General features: G+C 34.2%; 14 protein-coding genes and 1 pseudogene. 11 read left to right on the forward strand and 4 right to left on the reverse strand.

What is annotated here, in order from left to right; genetic code table 11:
- The first annotated feature begins 83 nt into the window (after window positions 1–83).
- The 9 genes from spoVS to mutL all read left to right on the forward strand — a co-directional run bounded on the left by spoVS (window position 84) and on the right by mutL (window position 12,035).
- The gene (spoVS, locus tag ACODS7_RS01915; RefSeq protein ID WP_000404341.1) at window positions 84–344 is read left to right on the forward strand and encodes a stage V sporulation protein SpoVS; all 261 of its coding nucleotides are present in this window, start codon (window positions 84–86) and stop codon (window positions 342–344) included.
- A gap of 22 nt (window positions 345–366) precedes the next feature.
- On the forward strand, window positions 367–1,329 hold the full coding sequence (locus tag ACODS7_RS01920; RefSeq protein ID WP_243168092.1) for a dipeptidase: 963 nt from the start codon (window positions 367–369) through the stop codon (window positions 1,327–1,329).
- A gap of 226 nt (window positions 1,330–1,555) precedes the next feature.
- Entirely contained in the window at window positions 1,556–3,313 is a 1,758-nt protein-coding gene (locus ACODS7_RS01925) for a 2-oxoacid:acceptor oxidoreductase subunit alpha (protein WP_029443105.1), read from the forward strand.
- Window positions 3,300–4,166 (forward strand): 2-oxoacid:ferredoxin oxidoreductase subunit beta, encoded by an 867-nt coding sequence (locus tag ACODS7_RS01930; RefSeq protein WP_029443104.1) that lies wholly within the window; start codon window positions 3,300–3,302, stop codon window positions 4,164–4,166. Before ACODS7_RS01925 ends, ACODS7_RS01930 begins: the two co-directional genes overlap by 14 nt.
- A 430-nt stretch (window positions 4,167–4,596) precedes the next feature.
- Window positions 4,597–6,126, forward strand: coding sequence for a tRNA (N6-isopentenyl adenosine(37)-C2)-methylthiotransferase MiaB (miaB, locus tag ACODS7_RS01935; protein WP_001005392.1), 1,530 nt, complete (start codon window positions 4,597–4,599; stop codon window positions 6,124–6,126).
- 3 nt (window positions 6,127–6,129) lie between these two features.
- Window positions 6,130–6,561: a YlbF/YmcA family competence regulator gene (locus ACODS7_RS01940; RefSeq protein ID WP_000870460.1), complete on the forward strand. Its 432-nt coding sequence runs from the start codon at window positions 6,130–6,132 to the stop codon at window positions 6,559–6,561.
- A gap of 126 nt (window positions 6,562–6,687) precedes the next feature.
- A complete protein-coding gene (gene cotE, locus ACODS7_RS01945) occupies window positions 6,688–7,230 on the forward strand; it encodes an outer spore coat protein CotE (RefSeq protein WP_001288799.1) in 543 nt (180 codons plus the stop codon).
- 180 nt (window positions 7,231–7,410) lie between these two features.
- Window positions 7,411–10,083: a DNA mismatch repair protein MutS gene (gene mutS / locus ACODS7_RS01950; protein ID WP_029443103.1), complete on the forward strand. Its 2,673-nt coding sequence runs from the start codon at window positions 7,411–7,413 to the stop codon at window positions 10,081–10,083.
- An 8-nt stretch (window positions 10,084–10,091) separates the two neighbouring features.
- Window positions 10,092–12,035 (forward strand): DNA mismatch repair endonuclease MutL, encoded by a 1,944-nt coding sequence (mutL, locus tag ACODS7_RS01955; RefSeq protein WP_088115013.1) that lies wholly within the window; start codon window positions 10,092–10,094, stop codon window positions 12,033–12,035.
- A gap of 256 nt (window positions 12,036–12,291) precedes the next feature.
- On the opposite strand, the gene ACODS7_RS01960 is transcribed toward mutL, so the two are convergent.
- Window positions 12,292–12,477, reverse strand: coding sequence for a hypothetical protein (locus ACODS7_RS01960; protein ID WP_000461138.1), 186 nt, complete (start codon window positions 12,475–12,477; stop codon window positions 12,292–12,294).
- 503 nt (window positions 12,478–12,980) lie between these two features.
- Between ACODS7_RS01960 and ACODS7_RS01965 the strand changes: the two genes are divergently transcribed.
- Window positions 12,981–15,764 carry a dynamin family protein gene (locus ACODS7_RS01965; protein WP_144488935.1) on the forward strand — a complete coding sequence of 928 codons (2,784 nt, stop codon included), beginning with the start codon at window positions 12,981–12,983 and terminating at the stop codon, window positions 15,762–15,764.
- 48 nt (window positions 15,765–15,812) lie between these two features.
- On the opposite strand, the gene ACODS7_RS01970 is transcribed toward ACODS7_RS01965, so the two are convergent.
- The 3 genes from ACODS7_RS01970 to ACODS7_RS01980 form a co-directional block, all read right to left on the reverse strand.
- Entirely contained in the window at window positions 15,813–17,732 is a 1,920-nt protein-coding gene (locus ACODS7_RS01970) for an LTA synthase family protein (protein ID WP_243168091.1), read from the reverse strand.
- Between the two features lie 502 nt (window positions 17,733–18,234).
- Entirely contained in the window at window positions 18,235–19,572 is a 1,338-nt protein-coding gene (locus ACODS7_RS01975) for an NAD(P)/FAD-dependent oxidoreductase (RefSeq protein WP_050844445.1), read from the reverse strand.
- A gap of 264 nt (window positions 19,573–19,836) precedes the next feature.
- A complete protein-coding gene (locus tag ACODS7_RS01980; protein ID WP_000771003.1) occupies window positions 19,837–20,634 on the reverse strand; it encodes a cell wall hydrolase in 798 nt (265 codons plus the stop codon).
- A gap of 292 nt (window positions 20,635–20,926) precedes the next feature.
- Between ACODS7_RS01980 and ACODS7_RS01985 the strand changes: the two are divergent.
- Window positions 20,927–22,273, forward strand: a pseudogene (locus ACODS7_RS01985) (S8 family peptidase); the annotation flags it as partial.
- Window positions 22,274–22,327 lie beyond the last annotated feature (54 nt).

A 22,327-nucleotide genomic window follows, 5' to 3' on the forward strand; every position in this document is an offset into this window, starting at 1 on the left:
GGAATACGCGCCATTCCTCGTGAATATAAGTTAAAGTGAAATAATTGCTAATACTTTTTAAAGAAACGAGGAGGAAACGCGGAATGGAAATATTAAAAGTTAAAGCAACGTCGGTCCCTAATTCTGTAGCTGGTGCACTTGCAGGTGTTATTCGCGAACGCGGAACAGCAGAAATTCAAGCTATTGGTGCAGGTGCATTGAACCAAGCGGTAAAGGCAGTAGCAATCGCAAGAGGATTTGTAGCGCCTAGTGGTTTGGACCTGATTTGTATCCCAGCGTTTACAGATATTATGATTGATGGCGAAGAGCGTACAGCAATAAAATTAATTGTAGAACCTCGTTAAGTTTAAACAACCTGTTTGCAGTATGCAAACAGGTTGTTTTTATAATGGAGGAATGGAAATGAAAATTTTTGATGCTCATTGTGATGTACTCTTTCAGTTATGGAGTGCACAGGGGAAAAAGGATTTTAAAAACGATCCGCAATTACATATTACATTTGAACAATTAAAGAAAAGAAAAGGGAGTATACAATGTTTTGCTATATATGTGCCAGAAACGGTGCTATATGAAAAACGATTTGAAGTGGCATTACAAATGGTAGATATTTTTTATAATGAAATTTTATCATTACCGGGTGTGAAGTTTATTCAGACAAAAGATGATATTAACATGTTAAAACAGGACGAGATTGGAGCGCTGTTAACATTAGAAGGTTGCGAAGCAATTGGAAAGGATGCAATGAAATTACGGCTGTTTTATCGATTGGGAGTGCGTTCCTTTGGGCTGACATGGAACAACTATGCCAATTTATTAGCTGACGGTGCGCTAGAGACGCGTGGAGCGGGTTTAACAACCTTTGGGAAACATATTGTACAAGAACTGAATATGTTACATTTATGGACTGACGTGTCTCACTTGAATGAAAGAAGCTTTTGGGATGTTATAGAAATTGCTAAAAACCCAATTGCATCTCATTCAAATTGCTATAAATTTTGTCAACATCCACGTAATTTAAATGATGAACAAATTAGAGCACTCATAAAGAAAAATAGCGTGATTGGAGTTACTTTTGTACCGCAATTTTTAACGAGCGAAAGACAGGTGAATATAACAGATATAGTAAGACATATTGAATATATTTGTTCCTTAGGTGGAGAAAAGAATATAGGCTTTGGTTCAGACTTTGATGGGATTTTGGAGACGGTTGTAGATTTAACTGCATATAGAGAGTATGAAAATGTAGTTAATGAGCTTTACAAACACTATGATGCATCTATGGTCGAACGATTTTTATACGATAATTTTGTTGAACATATAAGTTTTTGAGTTTTTGTTTTAAAGATTCAGAAAAATTAAAATAAATTCATTTGATATTATTGATTTTTTTAAGACCTAATACTAGAATGAAAAACAAAATAGCTTTATACTAAAGATTCAGGGAAATCAGAAGAGGCATAATTTGCGTCCGTTGTAGTTTATTTGCATAAAAAATGCTAAACTATTACTGTAAAAAAATACACTACAATGAATGCAGCCAAAAGGGGTGTAGGAGATGATTAGTCAACTTTCATGGAAAGTTGGAGGCCAACAAGGTGAAGGAATTGAAAGTACAGGAGAAATCTTCTGTATTGCATTAAACCGATTAGGATATTACCTATACGGTTACCGCCACTTCTCATCACGTATAAAAGGCGGCCATACAAATAATAAAATTCGTGTAAGTACAACAGAAGTACGAGCGATCTCAGATGATTTAGATATTTTAATTGCTTTTGACCAAGAAACAATTGATTTTAACTTCCACGAACTACGTCCAGGTGGAATTGTAGTTGCGGATGCGAAATTTAATCCAACAATACCTGATAATACAGATGTAAATCTATATGTGATACCGTTTACAGATATTGCTTCAGAATTAGGCACATCATTAATGAAAAACATGGTTGCTGTTGGAGCATCAAGTGCGGTATTAGGATTAGACGAAACAGCTTATTTAGATGTTGTTGAAGAAATCTTTGGTCGTAAAGGAGAGCAAGTCGTTCAAAAGAATATGGACGCAATTAAACGCGGCTCTCAATATATGAAAGAATTACTAGGTGAGAAAGTAAACATGATGCAGCTTGAAAAAGCTGATGGTAAAAAACGCATGTTTATGATTGGAAACGATGCAATCGCATTTGGTGCGGTAGCTGGTGGTGCTCGTTTTATGTCAGCATACCCAATCACACCTGCATCAGAAATTATGGAATACTTAATTAAAAAATTACCGAAAGTCGGCGGAACAGTAATCCAAACTGAGGATGAAATCGCAGCTTGTACAATGGCAATCGGTGCAAACTATGCTGGTGTTCGTACATTAACAGCGTCTGCTGGTCCTGGTCTGTCTTTAATGATGGAAGCGATTGGTTTAGCGGGTATTACAGAAACACCATTAGTAATTGTTGATACACAACGCGGTGGTCCAAGTACGGGATTACCAACGAAACAAGAGCAGTCTGATTTAATGGCGATGATTTACGGTACGCATGGTGAGATTCCAAAAATCGTAATGGCACCAAGTACAGTTGAAGAAGCTTTCTATGATATTGTAGAAGCGTTTAACTTAGCTGAAGAATATCAAGTTCCTGTTATCTTCTTAACAGATTTACAGCTTTCTTTAGGGAAACAAACTGTAGAACCACTTAAGTTAGATAAAGTGGAAATTCGCCGTGGTAAGCTTGATTTAGACATAGAAATACCAGAACGTGAGAATAAAGCATACTTCAAGCGTTATGAAGTAACAGAAGATGGCGTTTCACCACGTGTTTTACCTGGTATGAAAAATGGTATTCACCATGTTACAGGTGTAGAACATGATGAAATGGGTAAACCTTCTGAATCAGCAATAAACCGTAAAGATCAAATGGACAAACGTTTCCGTAAAATGGATAACTTGAAGTTTAATACCCCTGTTTATAAAAATGTTAAGCATGACGAAGCAGACGTATTGCTTGTTGGATTTAATTCAACTCGTGGTGCGATCGAAGAGGCAATGGAGCGTTTAGAACAAGAGGGTATGAAAGTAAACCATGCTCATGTGCGCTTAATTCACCCGTTCCCTACAGCTGAAATCGATCCACTTGTGAAAAATGCGAAGCGCGTTGTAGTTGTAGAAAACAATGCAACAGGTCAGCTTGCTAACATTATGAAAATGAATCTTGGTAATGGTGAGAAAATTTCTAGTCTTTTAAAATATGATGGAAACCCATTCTTGCCAAAAGAGATTTACAACGAATGCAAAAAAGGGGTTGTACTAAATGGCAACATTTAAGGACTTTCGTAACAGTGTAAAACCAAACTGGTGCCCAGGTTGCGGAGACTTCTCGGTGCAAGCTGCAATTCAACGTGCGGCAGCTAACGTTGGCTTAAACCCAGATGAACTTGCTGTTATTTCTGGTATCGGCTGTTCAGGTCGTATTTCAGGTTATATTAATTCGTATGGTTTGCATAGTATTCATGGTCGTGCCCTTCCAATTGCACAAGGTGTGAAAATGGCAAATCGTGATTTAACAGTTATCGCATCAGGTGGTGACGGTGATGGATTTGCAATCGGTATGGGACATACAATCCATTCTATTCGTCGTAATATCGACATTACGTACATCGTAATGGATAACCAAATTTACGGATTAACAAAAGGGCAAACTTCACCACGTAGTGAAGCTGGATTTAAAACGAAAAGTACACCACAAGGTTCAATTGAACCGTCACTAAATGTTATGGAAATGGCTTTAACAGCTGGTGCAACATTTGTGGCGCAAAGCTTTTCAAGTGATTTAAAAGAATTAACACAAATTATTGAAGCTGGTATTAACCATAAAGGATTTTCATTAATTAACGTATTCAGCCCATGTGTTACTTACAATAAAGTAAATACTTACGATTGGTTTAAAGAGAATTTAACGAAACTAAGTACAGTAGAGGGATATGATCCGTCTAATCGCATGATGGCTATGCAAACGTTAATGGAAAATAACGGATTAGTAACAGGTTTAATTTATCAAAATACTAAGCAACCATCATATCAAGAACTTGTTAAAGGCTATAGTGAAGAGCCTTTAGTGAAATCTGATTTAAATATGGATCAGAAAATGTTTGATGAGCTTGTTGCTGAATTTATGTAATGTAAGAAGAGGAGGTTGCCGATTTGGTAACCTTTTTTTATGTGCAAAAAATATAGGGTAGTTTTATTTACTTAGAAAATTCAGAATGGTAAAATAATATGTAAATCGTTGTATGAAAATGGCAAGTTCATTGCTTATGAAATGTAAGATAATAAAGGGCCTCTGGATTGTTAAAATTGGCGAAACACGTCATACTATGGTAATGTTTATAGGGATAAAGCAATATGCTTTTGGGTAGGACAACAAGAAATGATAAAAAGGGAATGTCTATTTGCGTGGGGAAGACTTCATTCTTATGAATGATTAGATTGATTACTCAAGTTTCAAAGGACAAGTTATCTCCAAGCTATCTAACCATTTTTGAGGTGAGTCTAAGCGCATTAAAATGGACTATAGAGTGTGTATAGTTAAGGGTGAAAGGAGATTACCGATGAACGAGCAACAACGATTAGCAAGTCAACAAGCAAATTCCTCTACGAAAAAAGAAGAGAAAGATTATAGTAAATACTTTGAAAGTGTATATCAACCACCTTCCTTAAAGGATGCGAAAAAGCGAGGGAAAGAAGAAGTTAAAATTGAACGGGATTTTGGCTTACCTGAAGAGTTTCGCAATTTTGGTACAGGAAGAAAGTTCTATATTCGTACATATGGTTGTCAAATGAATGAGCATGATACGGAAGTAATGGCAGGTATTTTCACAACGCTTGGATATGAACCAACTTTTTCAACTGAGGATGCAGATGTAGTTTTATTAAATACTTGTGCGATTCGTGAAAATGCTGAAAATAAAGTGTTTGGTGAACTAGGCCATTTAAAGTCACTAAAACGAAGAAATCCGGACCTTTTAATTGGTGTATGTGGTTGTATGTCTCAAGAAGAATCTGTTGTAAATAAAATTATGCAAAAAAATCAGCATGTAGATATGGTATTTGGAACGCATAATATTCATAGATTACCGTACATTCTAAAAGATGCGATGTTCTCGAAAGAGACGGTAGTTGAAGTATGGTCAAAGGAAGGCGACGTAATTGAAAACCTTCCGAAAGTACGTCGTGGTGATATTAAAGCTTGGGTAAATATTATGTATGGCTGTGATAAGTTCTGTACGTATTGTATTGTACCGTATACACGCGGAAAAGAGCGAAGTAGACGTCCAGAAGATATTATCCAAGAGATTCGTCATTTAGCTGCAAATGGTTATAAAGAAATTACGTTACTTGGACAAAACGTAAATGCATATGGTAAAGACTTTGAAGATGTAGAATACGGTCTTGGCGATTTAATGGACGAACTTCGTAAAGTTGATATTGCCCGTATTCGTTTTACAACGAGCCATCCACGTGATTTCGATGATCACTTAATTGAAGTGCTTGGCAAAGGTGGCAACCTAGTAGAACATATCCATTTACCAGTTCAATCTGGAAGTACAGATATGTTGAAAATTATGGCGCGTAAATATTCACGTGAGCATTATTTAGAACTTGTAAGAAAAATTAAAGAAGCAATTCCAGATGCAGTATTAACAACAGATATTATCGTTGGTTTCCCAAATGAAACAGATGAGCAATTTGAAGAAACGATGTCGTTATATCGTGAAGTAGGATTTGATACTGCCTTTACATTTATTTATTCTCCTCGCGAAGGTACACCAGCTGCAAAAATGAAAGATAATGTACCGATGGAAGTAAAGAAAGAACGTCTTCAACGCTTAAATACACTAGTAAATACGTTGGCAATTGAAAAGAATAGTCGTTATAAAGGTCAAATTGTAGAAGTGTTAGTTGATGGGGAAAGTAAAAATAATCCGGAAGTACTTGCAGGTTATACTCGTACGAATAAACTTGTAAACTTCGTCGCTTCAAAATCTTTAATTGGTCAGCTTGTGAAAGTAAAAGTAACGGAAGCAAAAACTTGGTCTCTTAACGGGGAATTAGTTGAAGAGCCGATTGAGGTGAAATAATAGATGAAAGTATATTCGAAAGATGACATTGTTGAACAAGCGAAAGAATTAGCAAAAATGATTTCTGAAACAGAAGAAGTTGATTTTTTTAAGAAAGCAGAGGCGCAAATTCATAAAAATGAAAATGTAAAGCGCGCAATCGATGAAATTAAAGCACTGCAAAAACAAGCAGTAAACTTGCAGCATTACGGGAAGTGGGAAGCTTTAAAAAAGGTAGAAGCTGAAATTGATGCATTGCAAGATAAGTTAGACAGTATTCCAGTCGTACAAGAATTTAAATCTTCACAAACATACGTAAATGACTTATTACAGTTAGTTGCTAGTACAATTTCTAACAACGTTACAGATGAAATATTAATTTCAACTGGTGGCGATGTACTTAAGGGTGAAACTGGCGCAGCGGTAGAAAGTAAAAAAGGAAATTGTGGTTGTTAAAGAGATGTCATATTGACATCTCTTTTTTTTAGTTGATTAAACGTAAGTTCTTCTCAAAAAAAGAATGACACATTCCGCTATTGTCACGCATATGATTAAGTGAATAGTGATTGAGGAGGGTTACGAATGTCCGAATTTAGAGAGATTATTACAAAAGCAGTGGTTGGAAAAGGACGTAAGTATACAAAGTCAACGCATACATGTGAATCGAATAATGAACCAACAAGTATTTTAGGGTGCTGGGTAATTAACCACTCGTACGAAGCAAGAAAGAATGGGAAGCATGTGGAAATTGAAGGTTTCTATGATGTGAACACTTGGTATTCATTTGATGGAAATACAAAGACTGAAGTTGTAACAGAACGTGTGAACTACACGGACGAAGTAAGCATTGGTTATCGTGATAAAAACTTTTCTGGTGACGATTTAGAAATTATTGCTCGTGTTATTCAGCCACCAAATTGTTTAGAAGCGCTTGTATCACCAAACGGTAATAAAATTGTTGTAACTGTAGAACGTGAATTTGTAACAGAAGTAGTTGGAGAAACGAAAATTTGTGTAAGTGTAAATCCTGAAGGCTGCGTAGAATCAGATGATGATTTCCAAATTGCTGATGATGAATTTGAAGAATTAGATCCGAACTTTATCGTTGATGCAGAAGAAGAGTAATAGAAAGCTAGGGAGAAGTTCTTCCTAGCTTTTTACTTTATATAAGTGGCGCTGAATGAACATGATTCTTTATGAAATATGTTATAATGAAGAAAGACTCCTGAAATAGGAGATATGGATGTCCGTGAAATGTGACATATATGAAAATTGATTACTATGTAAGAATTATGGAGGAAAAGTATGACGCAATATACCCCTATGATACAGCAATATTTAAAGGTTAAGGCAGACTATCAAGATGCCTTTTTATTTTTCCGATTAGGCGATTTTTATGAAATGTTCTTTGAAGATGCCGTTAAAGCAGCTCATGAGCTTGAAATTACATTAACGAGCCGAGATGGTGGCAGTAGTGATCGTATACCGATGTGCGGTGTACCGCATCATGCAGCTAAAAACTATATTGAACAACTTGTTGAAAAAGGATATAAAGTAGCTGTTTGTGAGCAAGTGGAAGATCCAAAAACAGCTAAAGGTGTAGTGCGCCGTGAAGTAGTACAACTAATTACGCCAGGAACGATGATGGAAGGGCGTACGATTGATGAGAAAGAAAATAACTTTTTAGCCGCATTAACACATTTTGAAGATGGATCATATGCATTAGCTTGTAATGATTTAACGACTGGACAAAATACAGTAACGTTGTTAACAGGTTCAGTAGAAGATATTTTATTAGAAGTGTATGCAACTGGTTCGAAAGAAATTGTTGTAGATTCTTCATTTTCTAAAGATGAATTAAATAAATTAACTGAAACGTTAAAAATGACAATCTCATATGAAGATGCAACGGCAATTCCTGAAGGATTAGAACATCTTGTGAAAAATGTTTCGCAAGCAAAGTTAATTAAAGCAATTGGACGCTTATTTAACTATGTGATAAGAACGCAAAAACGTTCATTAGATCATTTACAACCTGTAGAAATTTATTATACGAATCAATTTATGAAAATTGATGTGCATTCAAAGCGAAATTTAGAGCTGACAGAAACACTTCGAACGAAAGAAAAAACAGGATCATTATTATGGCTATTGGATAAAACAAAAACAGCTATGGGTGGTCGTATGTTAAAACAGTGGATGGAACGTCCACTTATTCAGAAAGAAAAAGTTGAAGAGCGTTTAGAAATGGTTGAAACATTTGTAAATGATTACTTCTTACGTGAAGATTTAAAAGAAAAATTAAAAGAAGTATATGATTTAGAACGTTTAGCAGGAAAAGTTGCATTTGGTAATGTCAATGCAAGGGACTTATTACAGTTAAGACGATCTTTACTTCAAGTACCAGCTATTTTAGAAGCGATTAGTTTGTTAGATAATGCTTATGCAGCAAGGTTAATTCAAGGGGCGGATCCATGTGAGAGCTTAACTGAATTACTAGGAAGAAGTATTCAAGAAAACCCACCGCTTTCTATTAAAGATGGAGATATTATTAAAGACGGTTATAATGACAAGCTTGATCAATATCGTTACGTTAGTAAAAACGGAAAAACGTGGATCGCTGAGCTTGAAAAACGAGAGCGTGATATTACAGGAGTTAAATCGTTAAAAATCGGGTACAACCGTATTTTCGGCTACTACATTGAAGTGACGAAGGCGAATCTTGCAGCACTTCCAGAAGGCCGCTACGAACGAAAACAAACGCTTGCTAATGCTGAACGTTTCATTACAGATGAACTGAAAGAAAAAGAAACGTTAATTTTAGAAGCAGAAGAAAAAATTGTACAACTAGAATACGATTTATTTACAGCGCTTCGTGAAGAAGTAAAAGTATTTATTCCGAAATTACAACATTTAGCGAAAGTAATTAGTGAATTAGACGTACTGCAAAGTTTTGCGACAGTTAGTGAAGAAGAACAGTTTGTAAAACCTGTACTAACAACGAAGCGTGAAATCTTTATTAAAGATGGTCGTCATCCTGTCGTTGAAAAAGTATTGAACGGGAAATTGTATGTACCGAATGATTGTATTATGCCAGAGAAGATGGATGTCTTTTTAATTACAGGACCGAACATGTCTGGTAAAAGTACGTATATGAGACAGTTAGCACTTGTAACGGTTATGTCACAAATTGGTTGTTTCGTACCAGCAACAGAAGCAGTATTACCTGTATTTGACCAAATCTTTACGAGAATTGGTGCAGCAGATGATTTAATTTCAGGTCAAAGTACATTTATGGTCGAAATGTTAGAAGCGAAAAATGCAATTGCAAACGCATCAGAAAGAAGTTTAATTTTATTCGATGAAATTGGACGCGGTACATCTACGTATGATGGCATGGCACTTGCACAAGCGATCATTGAACATATTCATGACCAAATTGGTGCAAAAACGTTATTCTCTACGCATTATCATGAATTGACTGTGTTAGAAGAGAGTTTAAATCAACTGAAAAATGTACACGTTTCAGCAATTGAAGAGAATGGAAAAGTAGTATTCCTTCATAAAATTCAAGATGGAGCAGCTGATAAAAGTTACGGAATTCACGTTGCGCAACTTGCAGAGCTTCCAGATAGCTTAATTGCCCGCGCGAAAGAAGTGTTAGCACAACTAGAAGGACAGGAAGAAATTATTATTCCAAAGCGTGTAGAAGTAAAGGTACAAGAAGTTGTTCCAGAACCTGTAGTTGTAAAAGAAGAACCGGCAGAAATACAAGAAAAGAAAGAAGAGACTGAAGAAGAGTCACAACTATCTTTCTTTGGAGGAGACCAATCTTCAAAAAAACAAGACAAGCCTGTGCTTGATCAAAAAGAAAGCGCAGTACTTGCGCAAATTAAAAAAATCGATTTACTTGATATGACACCTTTAGAAGCGATGAACGAATTGTATCGCTTACAGAAGAAGTTAAAGAAAGGATGAGTAAGTAGATGGGGAAAATTCGCAAACTCGATGACCAACTCTCTAATTTAATTGCGGCAGGGGAAGTAGTAGAGCGCCCTGCCTCAGTCGTAAAAGAACTTGTGGAAAATTCTATCGATGCGAATAGTACATCTATTGAAATCCACTTAGAAGAAGCTGGGTTATCGAAAATTCGTATCATTGATAACGGTGATGGTATTGCAGAAGAAGACTGTATCGTCGCTTTTGAACGCCATGCGACGAGTAAAATTAAAGATGAAAACGATCTGTTTCGTATAAGAACACTCGGTTTCCGCGGTGAGGCATTGCCGAGTATTGCCTCTGTTAGTGAATTAGAATTAATTACTAGCACAGGTGATGCGCCTGGTACACACCTCATCATTAAAGGTGGAGACATTATAAAGCAAGAGAAAACTGCGAGCCGAAAAGGAACAGATATTACAGTACAAAACTTATTCTTTAATACACCAGCGCGTCTTAAATATATGAAAACCATTCATACGGAGCTCGGGAATATTACAGATATCGTGTATCGTATTGCAATGTCACATCCAGAAGTATCGTTAAAACTGTTTCATAATGAAAAGAAATTGCTTCATACATCAGGTAACGGTGATGTAAGACAAGTACTTGCATCGATTTACAGTATTCAAGTTGCGAAGAAGCTTGTTCCAATTGAAGCGGAATCTTTAGACTTTACAATTAAAGGCTATGTAACATTACCAGAAGTAACGAGAGCATCTCGTAATTATATGTCAACGATCGTAAATGGTCGTTACGTTCGAAACTTTGTACTAATGAAAGCAATTCAGCAAGGATACCATACATTACTGCCAGTCGGCCGGTATCCAATTGGCTTCTTATCGATTGAAATGGATCCAATGCTAGTTGACGTTAACGTACATCCAGCGAAGTTAGAGGTTCGTTTTAGTAAAGAACAAGAATTGCTAAAGCTGATCGAAGAAACATTGCAAGCTGCATTTAAAAAAATACAGCTCATTCCAGATGCAGGCGTAACAACGAAGAAAAAAGAAAAAGACGAAAGTGTGCAAGAACAGTTCCAGTTTGAGCATGCGAAGCCGAAAGAACCATCCATGCCGGACATCGTTTTACCAACTGGCATGGATGAAAAACAAGAAGAATCGCTGCCTGTGAAACAGCCAGCACAACTGTGGCAACCGCCGAAACAAGAATGGCAACCACCACAGTCGCTCATAAGAGAAGAACAAAGTTGGCAGCCATCTACTAGACCGATAATTGAAGAACCAATTCGAGAAGAGAAATCGTGGGACAGTAATGAAGAGGACTTTGAACTAGAGGAATTAGAAGAAGAAGTTCGGGAAATAAAAGAGATTGAAATGAATGGGAATGAATTACCACCGCTTTATCCAATTGGACAAATGCACGGAACATATATTTTCGCTCAAAATGATAAAGGCTTATATATGATTGACCAGCATGCCGCGCAGGAACGTATTAATTATGAATACTTCCGTGATAAAGTAGGAAGAGTAGCACAAGAAGTACAAGAGTTACTTGTACCGTACCGTATTGATCTATCTCTTACTGAATTTTTACGTGTCGAAGAGCAGTTAGAAGAACTAAAAAAAGTCGGGCTATTTTTAGAACAATTCGGCCATCAATCCTTTATCGTCCGCTCGCATCCAACGTGGTTCCCGAAAGGACAAGAAACAGAAATTATCGATGAAATGATGGAGCAAGTCGTTAAACTAAAAAAAGTTGATATTAAAAAGTTACGTGAAGAAGCAGCCATCATGATGAGCTGTAAAGCATCCATTAAAGCAAATCAATATTTAACGAACGATCAAATATTTGCCTTACTGGAAGAACTACGTACAACAACAAACCCGTACACATGCCCGCACGGAAGACCAATTCTTGTGCATCATTCTACTTATGAGTTGGAGAAGATGTTTAAGAGGGTTATGTAGGGTGAATAAAATTACATTTCAAAAGGGAGCAACATTTACTGTTGCTCCCTTTTAATATGTAGATTTAATTGTTAAACGAAAATATGGTGGAGTAACTTTGCAGTTTATTTCTTGGCTGCGTTAGCTTAAATTTATCTATGTATAAAAAAGCGCTGTATACAGCACTTTTTAAAAGGTGCATGAATTGTATAATAAAGATTTCTACATTACTAACCAAATAACTATACATGGCTAATCGTTATAAGGATCTATACAATTATTTATTTTTGTTATTATTAATTTTTTCAGTGTATAGAACTTGTTCTTTATAGTGCTTCTTAATTGGAAAGTTATGTGTACCTGTCCCGTTCTTGAATTTTTTATCAATGGGGTTCTTTAGAGGAACTGTTGTAGTTTCAGTAAATTCATATGGGTAATTTATTTTAGATTTATCTTCAAACATGAAAATGCCTCCTTTTAGGATCTCCTAAATTCTTTACTATAACATGATATGCATATAGATTTTTTTTGGACTAGTTATTTATATAGGTTAATGGAATTTAATTACATAACCACTGAAACATTTTAAAGGAAAACAATTTGAGAAGAAATGGTAAGAATAGCTGTTAGCTCCTATTGTTGTTTTTTTGTTTGACAGCACAGTGAATTATGCATATAAATTCAATATAGATTGTTTTTATAATATGGTTTATATAGGGTTTTCCTGATAATATAATGTGGGATATTATAGTGTTATTAGGTTATTAGGAACATTTAATGCTGTTTCATAACTGAAAGGAAATTGAAAAAAAACTGAAACTTTTCTCATAAAAATTCAATCTAACTTGAAAAATGAAAGGAAAATGAAATTTTCCAAAAGATATTCTTTGTTAAGATAAAAAGCATACATACAAAAAGTATTGACATATCTTAAAAATGTATTTTCAAGATATAGTGGGGGAAAAGATGAGATTAGAAAAACAATTAATAAAAAAGGTGTATTATGAAACATTCCTAATGGAAAATGAAACAAAACCAACTCTTGACGTACTTGGACAAGCTTATGTAAACGAAGAAAAAAATGAGATTTCTGATGGGTCTTATATCCGTTTTGCACAAGGTGAATTTTATTATCGTCATCAAGATTTTGAAGCAGCTATTTTTAAATGGGAGAAGGTTAGTAATGAATTAGCACCATGGGCACAAAAAAATATTGCGGATGCTTATTTCGAACTTAATCAATTATCATTTGCTGAAAATATTTATACTTCCATTACTACTGATAATAAAATATTGATGACCGAAATTAGATTACAATTACTTTCTCTTTACATTGAGCAAAATAATTTTGACTCAGCTTTCGGTGTTATTAAAGAAGCAGTTTCTTTAAATCCTGATTATCCGAATGTCACAAAAATTGCCCGTTCCTTTTATGAGGAACAGCAAGATTTTGATAGTGCAGTAGAGCTTGCTGTGAATGAGTTAATTCGAATAGAATCGTATCCATGGTTTGAGGTGTTAAAAGGATATATCGATAAAGGGTTTACTAAACATATTTCACCAGACTATTTTTATGATGCATTAGCTACATTAAATAATGTAGATCAAGTACAATTTACACAAATGGTTTCATCACTTTGGAACAGTTATAAAGATGAACAAAATTATTTATTATGGCTTAATACAATAAATGAATTTTTCTTACATATTGAAATACATTCGTCCGATATATGGAACAAAGTTTCTGCTCTTTACGAAGAAACGTACTTTGCATTAATTCAAGGTCAATATACGCTTAGACAATTAAACGATATCATACCAAATCTGTTAGCAAATTGGTTAAAGGTAGTCAATCCATCTTATGCTGTATTTCCATCTGCAGCTGTATTGGCATGGGATGAGATTTTCCCTTCCAAAATAGATTCAGCAAATATAGAACATGCAGAAAACTTATTGTCACATTCTATTAATCATGTAAATGGCTTAGAGTACAGCTTACATCTTTTTGAATCTATTACACAATGGGCACAAAAGCACAATATAGAAATAGGTCACCGATTTAAATGGCTAGTTGACGAGCTCGCAGATTTAAGAACAAATCGTATTTTAGTAACGGGAACTTCAGGAAACGGAAAAACTACATTTATTAACTCTATATTAGGAGAAAATATATTAGAAAAATCAATTTCAAATGTAGTAGTTTTAAAAAATGATGCTCATATAGAAATAAACGCCATAACAGACTCAGCAATTACAACAACGGAAGATGTCTCTGATTACCATAATATGATGTCCCAGCACCATCAAACATATAGAGATAGAGCATGTGTTGAATTTAAATTACCATGCAGATTTTTAAATGAAAATAAACTTACATTTGTAGTGACACCTGGCTTTAATAGGAATAACGACACTAGAGATGAGATATTCGAATATTTAAATTCTGTAGACGAATTACTGTTCGTATTGAATGCGGATTCACCTTTTACTGATAAAGAACGTGACATTCTATTAAGTATTCAAGAACATACGCCAAATTTACAAATTCATTTCTTATTAAATAAAATCGATAACATTTACAGTGAAGCAGAAGTAAAAAGGGTATTACATGATACGGCAACGAGAATAAACACATATTTCCCACATGCGAGAATTTTCCCTTATTCTTCGTTATATACAAGTAGTCAACAATTAAATGATTTAACTGAGTTTATTCATTTTAACTTTAATCATAAACATATCGATGCAGAACGTACTGAAAAGTTATTATATTTCATTCGAAAAACAATTACATATCTTTTGGATAAACGTGTTGAGAAAGAAAACAATCTAGTGGATGCTATTAATTGGAATGAAGATATGCTAGTGAAACTAAACGGTAGCATTAATAACCTTACTGCATTTGAGAGGGAAAAAATTCATTTCATTACACAATCATATCGTTCAATGAAGACTGAAATTACGAATGATCTTACTGAAAATATCCCGAAGATATTAAAGAGTTGTTCTAATATAATTAGTGAAGAAAGTGATTTCGGGCACATGGATACGGAACTAAATAAAGCAATGAATGAAAGAGTGCATAAATATTTAGAACAAACTGTACTATCTAATCTTGCTCTTTCTATGCAAAATTGGATTGCAACTTCTAATAATGAGCTTCTTCAAAGCCAAACGTATTTAGAAGAACTTAGTGAAGGGCTTAATTCACTATTTGGAGAAAATAGAATACAGTTAGAATGTGACTTTAAAGTGCTTGATGACTGGCGCAGAGATACTGACAGGATGACGACTAGAATACAAATGGATGAAGTAAATATTTTACGTCGATTTACGCCAGCACAATTTTTACTGAAAAGTGCCGGTAAATTATTTGGAGTTCTTCCTAAAAATAAATCTATGCTATATAACAAATACAAACAGTATGTAGAAAATGAAGATTATACTGAGGTAACGGCTTCTATTATGAAGAAATTTTTCTTGCAATTTGAGCTGTTTGAAAACACACAAGAGCGAGATATTAATATATTCTTTAGGAATCCATTTAACTCCTTAAAGCAAGCTGTAGAAAACACGCATTTAGAAATACAAGAAAAACAAGAGATATTACATAAGATGAAATCAAATCCTGAAATCTATCATGATTCTATCATGCTCTTTGAATTGAGATTGCGTCAATGTGAAGTAATTTTAAATATAGGTAATGATAATACCTATACGGATGTAGCTTTAGAAACAAGCGTAGAATAAAAGTAAAAGGGAGCAACTGTAATAAGTTGCTCCTTTTTCATATATAGATTATTTTTCTGTTTCTTTAATTTTAGTTTGTACTTCGCCAGTTTTAATTTTATTGCTTTCTGAGAAGCGTAATAAATCGCCTTCAATAATTTTGTCAGACATTCGTAATTCATTTTGTACACGTTTAATGAGGGCTTGAGCTTCTTTTTTTGGTAAATCTACAATTTCACCTGTTATACGGTCGTAGAAAGTGTTGTTTTTGTATGCATACTTATCTGTAATGAAGCTACCATCACGTAAAACAACAAAGCCAGTATATTCATCTGAAAACATATCATGGCCAAAACGAATATCATTCGTAGAATCAACACCTAATAAATTTAGAATAGTAGGTTTCATATCGATTTGTCCAGTGGGCTTTGAAATAGTTTGACCTTCTGTTTGTCCAGGAATATGAATATATAAAGGTGTACGTTGTAAATTTAAAGTATCAAATTCTGTTATTTGATCTTTTTCTAAAAACTGTGCCATTGCACGATTATGTTTTTCGGAAATACCATAATGATCACCGTATAACACAATAATAGAATTATCGTAAAGCCCCTCGGCCTTTAGACGTTCAATAAATTTTTTAATTGATTCGTCTAAGTAACGTGCTGTTACGATGTAACGATCAAATACGCCATTACCAGAGTTGTATGGTTCAATGAATTTTGTATCTTCATCATACGTAAATGGATAATGGTTTGTTAAAGTAAGGAAACGAGCATAGAATGGTTGATTAACAGTTTTTAATATATCTACTGATTGATCAAAGTATTCGATATCTTTTAATCCCCAATTTAAATTTGTTTCTGGTGTAATTTTGTAATCAAGCTCATTATAGTAACGATCATAACCAAGAGCAGAGTACATGATATTACGATTCCAAAATGTTGCGTTATTCGCATGGAATACAGAAGTGAAATAACCTTGCTGACGTAAAATTTCTGGAGTCGCAGTATAATCATTGTTACCGTGTGTGAAGAATACAGCCCCTCGATTTAATGGATACAACGACGTATCGATTAGAAATTCAGAATCGGATGTTTTCCCTTGACCAGTTTGATGGAAAAAGTTATCAAAGTAATAACTTTCATTTATGAATTCATTTAGGAATGGTGTAACTTCTTGCCCATTGACTGATGCGCCTATTAAGAAGGTTTGCAAGGATTCAAGAGTGACGACAATTACATTTTTTCCTTTCGCTGCACCAAACATATTAGGGTTCGGCTCGCTTTGGTTTGCTTTTACGTAGTTTTCAGTTTCTTGTAATTTACTACTATCAGCAAGCGCTTTTTGTGAACCGGCTTTTACTTGCAGTGTTAAGTCATATACTTGGTGAGTATATAGGCCTAAATTTTTGACAAGCATGACTCGGTCGAATGATCTCGTTAATAATTCAGGGCGCTCTTTTTCTGCAAGATGTAGATTCGCAAAGAATACACCAATTGTTAAAAGAAAGTATAACAAGCGTGTAGAATGAGTTACACGTTCTGTTTTAAAGACCAATGATTTCTTTTTTAATAAAATAAAGAAGAAAACAATGTCTACGAATGCGAGTATAATTTTGTAGTTTAATATTTCTATAATACTGCCGCCTAATTGTCCAAAGTTTGAGGTTTGTCCAAGTACTGGTAATGTAACGAAATCACTATAAAAATCATAGAACATTACATTTCCAACGAGTACGATTGTTAATAAGAAATTAATACATAGCGCTATATAATTTCGCTTTTCACCAGTTGCAAATAATGCTAATCCAACAAATGCTAATGATGCGGCTAGAGGACTAATAAACAAAATAAGCTCTTGCGTTGAAGACTCGATTTTTAAATCAAAACTGAATCGCGTAATAAGATATGTTTTTAACCATACTGCTAAAGCCATTATTATAACAAAGCTTATATTTTGCATTTGTAAATTTATTTTATTCTTCATTTTTACACCTTCTTTATACAATTTATTTAACTGAAGTTATATATTATGTTTTTATAACTATTAGAGTGTAATGAACCATTTAGACTCTATTTTCTAAAGGGAATAATTTGAAGTATTCATATACATACAATGGGGATTTTTAAAGCGTAGTAGCATAAATATAACTCTTTTTGAGAAACGGGCAGAACAAGTCATAGTTGTAGTGAAATTGACTTATAGACATCCTACCATATTAAACACTATGATGATGTTACAAAATATCGAACAAATGAAAGTGAAAATGGATAGAGACTTTTAAAACTGTTGACATTCAATTTATTAGAATTGAATGTCAATCGTTTTAAATATACAGTTATATTACATATGTATCTTGTAAAATCTCGACTTTTTGTCGGTTAATTATTAGCCGGGAAGAATAGGGGACTTATTAATATACTTTTACTATATATAAGTAAAGTATTTTGAAATTGAATATATTTGACTGAAATCTTAATAATAGAAATTAAATGTCAGATAAGTACTTTCCAACATAAAGACCACTTGCAGCTGCTTGAGATAATGAATGCGTAACGCCTGAACAATCTCCAATTAAAAATAGCCCATGTATACTAGTTTCAAAATGATTATTAATTTTTATCGTAGGAGCATAGAACTTTCCATCAATTCCATATAGTAAAGTATGCTGATCGATAGGCTCTTGTATAAATTGTTCTAAGCGTAATAAAAATTCTTTTAGCCCTTCAATATATAATTGAGGAATTTCTTGATTCAAATCTCCATAGTCCCCCTGTAGTGTAGGCTGTATACGATTATGTTCCATGCTGTTTTCCGCCGTAGGTTGTTTCTTTAGTAAGTCCTCTAAGCGCTGTATAACAATCCGATCTCGTCCTTGGTTAATGCCTTTAATAATTGAACTTGCGTATACATTTGCTTCTTTGAGAGTTGGAAAATAGCGAGGAATAAATAAAGTGAAATTTAAATTAGAAGTGCCAGTTCCTTGCTCTCGAAAATTTTGACCGTCAGGCATAACTAAACCTTCTTCGTACTTTCGAATGATGCGTCCTTTTGGATTCATACAGTAAGTAGTTGCTGTGAAATGCTCACCTTGATAAGAAAGTTTTGTTTCAAAAGTATCTTTTAATATAGAACGTAATTGATGTTCTTTCATTTCTACTCTAATTCCTAAATCTACACGTGTTTGCTCCTGAGAAATATTTAGAGAACTGCACATATCTTTTAACCAGTCAGCCCCTGAACGCCCAGTTGCAAATACTAGTTGCTTAGTTTGAACTGTTCCTTGATTTGTATCTATTGTAAAATGATCTTCCTGTTTCAGAATATGTTGTACATCTATATGAAATTGGATCTTTATTTTCGTCAGTAAAAATTCATAGAGCTGCTGAAAAATGTTACTGGAAAGTGTAGTACCAAGATGTCTTACTTCTGTTGTTAGCATTTGTAAACCACACGCTTCAGCTCTCTTAGTGAGACTTGAATTTTCAGTAGAATATTTTGAGACAGAACTTCCACCAAACTGGCATAGAATTTCATCTACTTCAGCCATGAGTTGTATAAAACCCTCTTTACCGACTTTTTGCTCAAGTTCTCCGCCAAATCCGTTTGTATAATTAAATTTCCCTTCAGATTTTCCTAAACCACCAAACCCAAAATATTTATCACATGTAGTACAATTACACACTTTTCCTTCGTCTAAAGGACAATGGCGATCTTCTAGCGCTTTACCTTTATCAAGAATTAAAACTTTTTTGTTACTTTTAGCTAGTGAATAAGCCATAAAAATGCTACTTACTCCAGCGCCGATAATTGTAACATCATACATATTCTTTCACCTGCTAACGAATAGTTTGTTTTTTATTTTTCTAGTGTATAACAATTTTATGAAGGTAAGAAATAGCTTTTATTAATAAAGTGGGAGTTTTTGAACTTGATGCTTTATTAATTTCTCCGAGTGGTGGAGTAAATACAAAAATTTTTATTTGAAAGAAGAAATAGTTTAAAAATCACTATGTCATATGATTAATAACATCTTACATATAAAAAAACAGACCTTTTAAGTGAAGAGGCCTGTTAATGATTTTAAATCTTATTTAGCAAACACATGGTTACCAATTACTGCTACTGTTTGACGTGTCGTAATCCACTTGTCCGTTGATGTTTTTGGATTGTAGAAATAAATCCAGTCTGAATCTACTCCATTTGTGGAGATAGCCTCTTCTACAGCCATTTTTGCTTCTGCACTTGCAGGTTGATTAATTCTTCCATCTGTAACAGGAGTAAATGCATATCCGTATTTAATAGGTTCATAAATAACGCCTGTTATTGTATTTGGAAAACCTTTTGCATTTACACGATTTAGTATAACTTTTGCTACTGCTACTTTTCCTTTATAGGATTCGCCACCTGCTTCAGCGGTAACTAAGCGTGCCATTAAGTCTTTTTCTTTTTGTGAAATGCTTGAGTTGATTTTTAAATGTTGTCCTGTATAAAGCTTGTTTCCGACTGTATTGTTAATTTGTTTTATAGATTGGACAGTGACATTGTAACGCTTTGCTATCGTTTCTAATGAATCTCCCGGTTGTACTTGATAAATAATTTGTTCAGAAATGTTCGCAGGCTTGGCGTTTTGAGGAACAGTGATTTCATTTGATTTCACGGACCCTGGAATATGTAACTGTTCGCCAATAAAGGTTTTATCGTTTCCTTTATTATTAGCCTGTTTAATGGATTGTATTGAAACTCCGTATTGTTTACTAATGCCCCAAAGTGTATCGTTCTTTTTTACTGTATGAATGGTAGAAGCTTCAGCTGTACTTTGACTACATACGAATGTAATTGCGGCCGCAGATAAAGGAATTATATGTTTTATTTTTAGTAATTTCATTGTAAATCCTCCTAAGAAAAAATTAAGGTGAAACTATTAAGTAATGTAGTTTGAAATGTGTATATGCGTAATATATTAATGTAAGTATATTAGCACATATAAAATAAATAATCACTATAAGTTTCATATTCGTTTAGTGTAGAGTCAGAATATGAAATATTGCATATGAAAATACATTGAAGTTCATATTTCTGATTACTATAATCTATTTAGTAGAAAGGGAATACGTTATAGAAAAAATCGTTATAGATTAATATAATGATTAATAATTATTAATAGGAGGATTGATGTAATGAAAATATTTCAAAAAATGTGTGCGTCAACTGTAATCATTACAACACTTTTAGGAACAGGAGGCACTATCAATAGTGTATATGCTGATTCTATAGAACAGCAGAGTAAATTAGGGATAGAACAAGAAACAGATAAGCAAATCATTGTAAAATTTAAAGCGGATTTGGATTTGCCATATGAAGATGGTATTGAAAAACAAATACAATCTCAAACGAATGATAAAGTAATAAAAGATCTTTTGACAGAATATCCAGATGTAACATTTACTCGTTTATTCACATCTGTAAGCCCGGAACAAATACAAAACCTTGAAGTGAAAGCACCTAATTATGTATCTACAAGTTTATTAAACTACTATATTCTTCAAAATCAAAATAGTGGGTATGAAGAAGAAATAGTAGATAAGTTAAAGGTATCTTCTTTAATAGAAGATGCGTATATGAAGAAACAAGAGAAAATAATGCCACCTGAAGTGCGATCATCAAGTGTAGCTCTTAATCCTAATAACAATCCTAGATTTAAAAAACAAGGTTATCTTGAAGCAGCCCCATACGGTATTAATGCGCCTTTCGCCTGGGGAATTCAAGGCGGTAATGGAAATGGTATCACTTTTGTTGATATGGAATACGGATGGCTATTAAATCATGAGGATTTATTACATCAAAATATTGAATTAATGTCTGGAAGAAATATAAATCAGCATGTCGGTCATGGGACGTCTGTACTAGGAATTGTATCTTCTGAGGACAATGAAGTCGGGAATATTGGGATTGCGCCAAAAGCGAAAGCAAAGGTTATCTCTCAAATAAGAGATAATGGACAGTATAATACGGCTGATGCAATATTAAGCGCTGTAAATCAGTTAGAAGCTGGGGATGTTTTATTATTAGAGGCGCAAGCATCCTTTGATGGATATGGTGATAAATATTTACCTGTTGAAGTACAACCAGATATTTTTGATGCAATTCGTGCTGGTACAGATAAGGGAATTGTAATTATAGAGGCTGGAGCAAATGGGTGGAATGATTTAGATCAGTTCAAAGATAGAAAGGGTAAGCAAGTCTTAAATCGTAATAGTAAAGATTTTAAAGATTCGGGTGCAATTATGGTAGGGGCTGGCTCTTCATCTTTCCCTCATGAACGTATGTGGTTTTCGAATTATGGAAGCCGTATTGATGTGTACGGATGGGGAGAAAATGTAGATACAACTACAGCCGAGCAAAGTAGAAGTGCTGTAAATCTTTATACTTCAAGCTTTAGCGGAACATCTAGTGCTTCGCCAATTATTGCTGGGGCAGCGACTTTAGTACAAAGCATTGCTAAAGAAAATTTAGGACAACCATATATATAAGTTACGTTTAATATTTTAACAATTGTTCAGTTCCTAACCTTTGAAGCA

The sequence above is a fragment of the Bacillus sp. FG16 genome, from assembly GCF_057809515.1.

Bases quoted from the DNA above. Each gene is read 5' to 3' on its own strand.
- spoVS (WP_000404341.1), top strand. From the start codon at position 84: ATGGAAATATTAAAAGTTAAAGCAACGTCGGTCCCTAATTCTGTAGCT.
- ACODS7_RS01920 (WP_243168092.1), top strand. From the start codon at position 367: ATGCAAACAGGTTGTTTTTATAATGGAGGAATGGAAATGAAAATTTTT.
- ACODS7_RS01925 (WP_029443105.1), top strand. From the start codon at position 1,556: ATGATTAGTCAACTTTCATGGAAAGTTGGAGGCCAACAAGGTGAAGGA.
- ACODS7_RS01930 (WP_029443104.1), top strand. From the start codon at position 3,300: ATGGCAACATTTAAGGACTTTCGTAACAGTGTAAAACCAAACTGGTGC.
- miaB (WP_001005392.1), top strand. From the start codon at position 4,597: ATGAACGAGCAACAACGATTAGCAAGTCAACAAGCAAATTCCTCTACG.
- ACODS7_RS01940 (WP_000870460.1), top strand. From the start codon at position 6,130: ATGAAAGTATATTCGAAAGATGACATTGTTGAACAAGCGAAAGAATTA.
- cotE (WP_001288799.1), top strand. From the start codon at position 6,688: ATGTCCGAATTTAGAGAGATTATTACAAAAGCAGTGGTTGGAAAAGGA.
- mutS (WP_029443103.1), top strand. From the start codon at position 7,411: ATGACGCAATATACCCCTATGATACAGCAATATTTAAAGGTTAAGGCA.
- mutL (WP_088115013.1), top strand. From the start codon at position 10,092: ATGGGGAAAATTCGCAAACTCGATGACCAACTCTCTAATTTAATTGCG.
- ACODS7_RS01960 (WP_000461138.1), bottom strand. From the start codon at position 12,477: ATGTTTGAAGATAAATCTAAAATAAATTACCCATATGAATTTACTGAA.
- ACODS7_RS01965 (WP_144488935.1), top strand. From the start codon at position 12,981: ATGAGATTAGAAAAACAATTAATAAAAAAGGTGTATTATGAAACATTC.
- ACODS7_RS01970 (WP_243168091.1), bottom strand. From the start codon at position 17,732: ATGAAGAATAAAATAAATTTACAAATGCAAAATATAAGCTTTGTTATA.
- ACODS7_RS01975 (WP_050844445.1), bottom strand. From the start codon at position 19,572: ATGTATGATGTTACAATTATCGGCGCTGGAGTAAGTAGCATTTTTATG.
- ACODS7_RS01980 (WP_000771003.1), bottom strand. From the start codon at position 20,634: ATGAAATTACTAAAAATAAAACATATAATTCCTTTATCTGCGGCCGCA.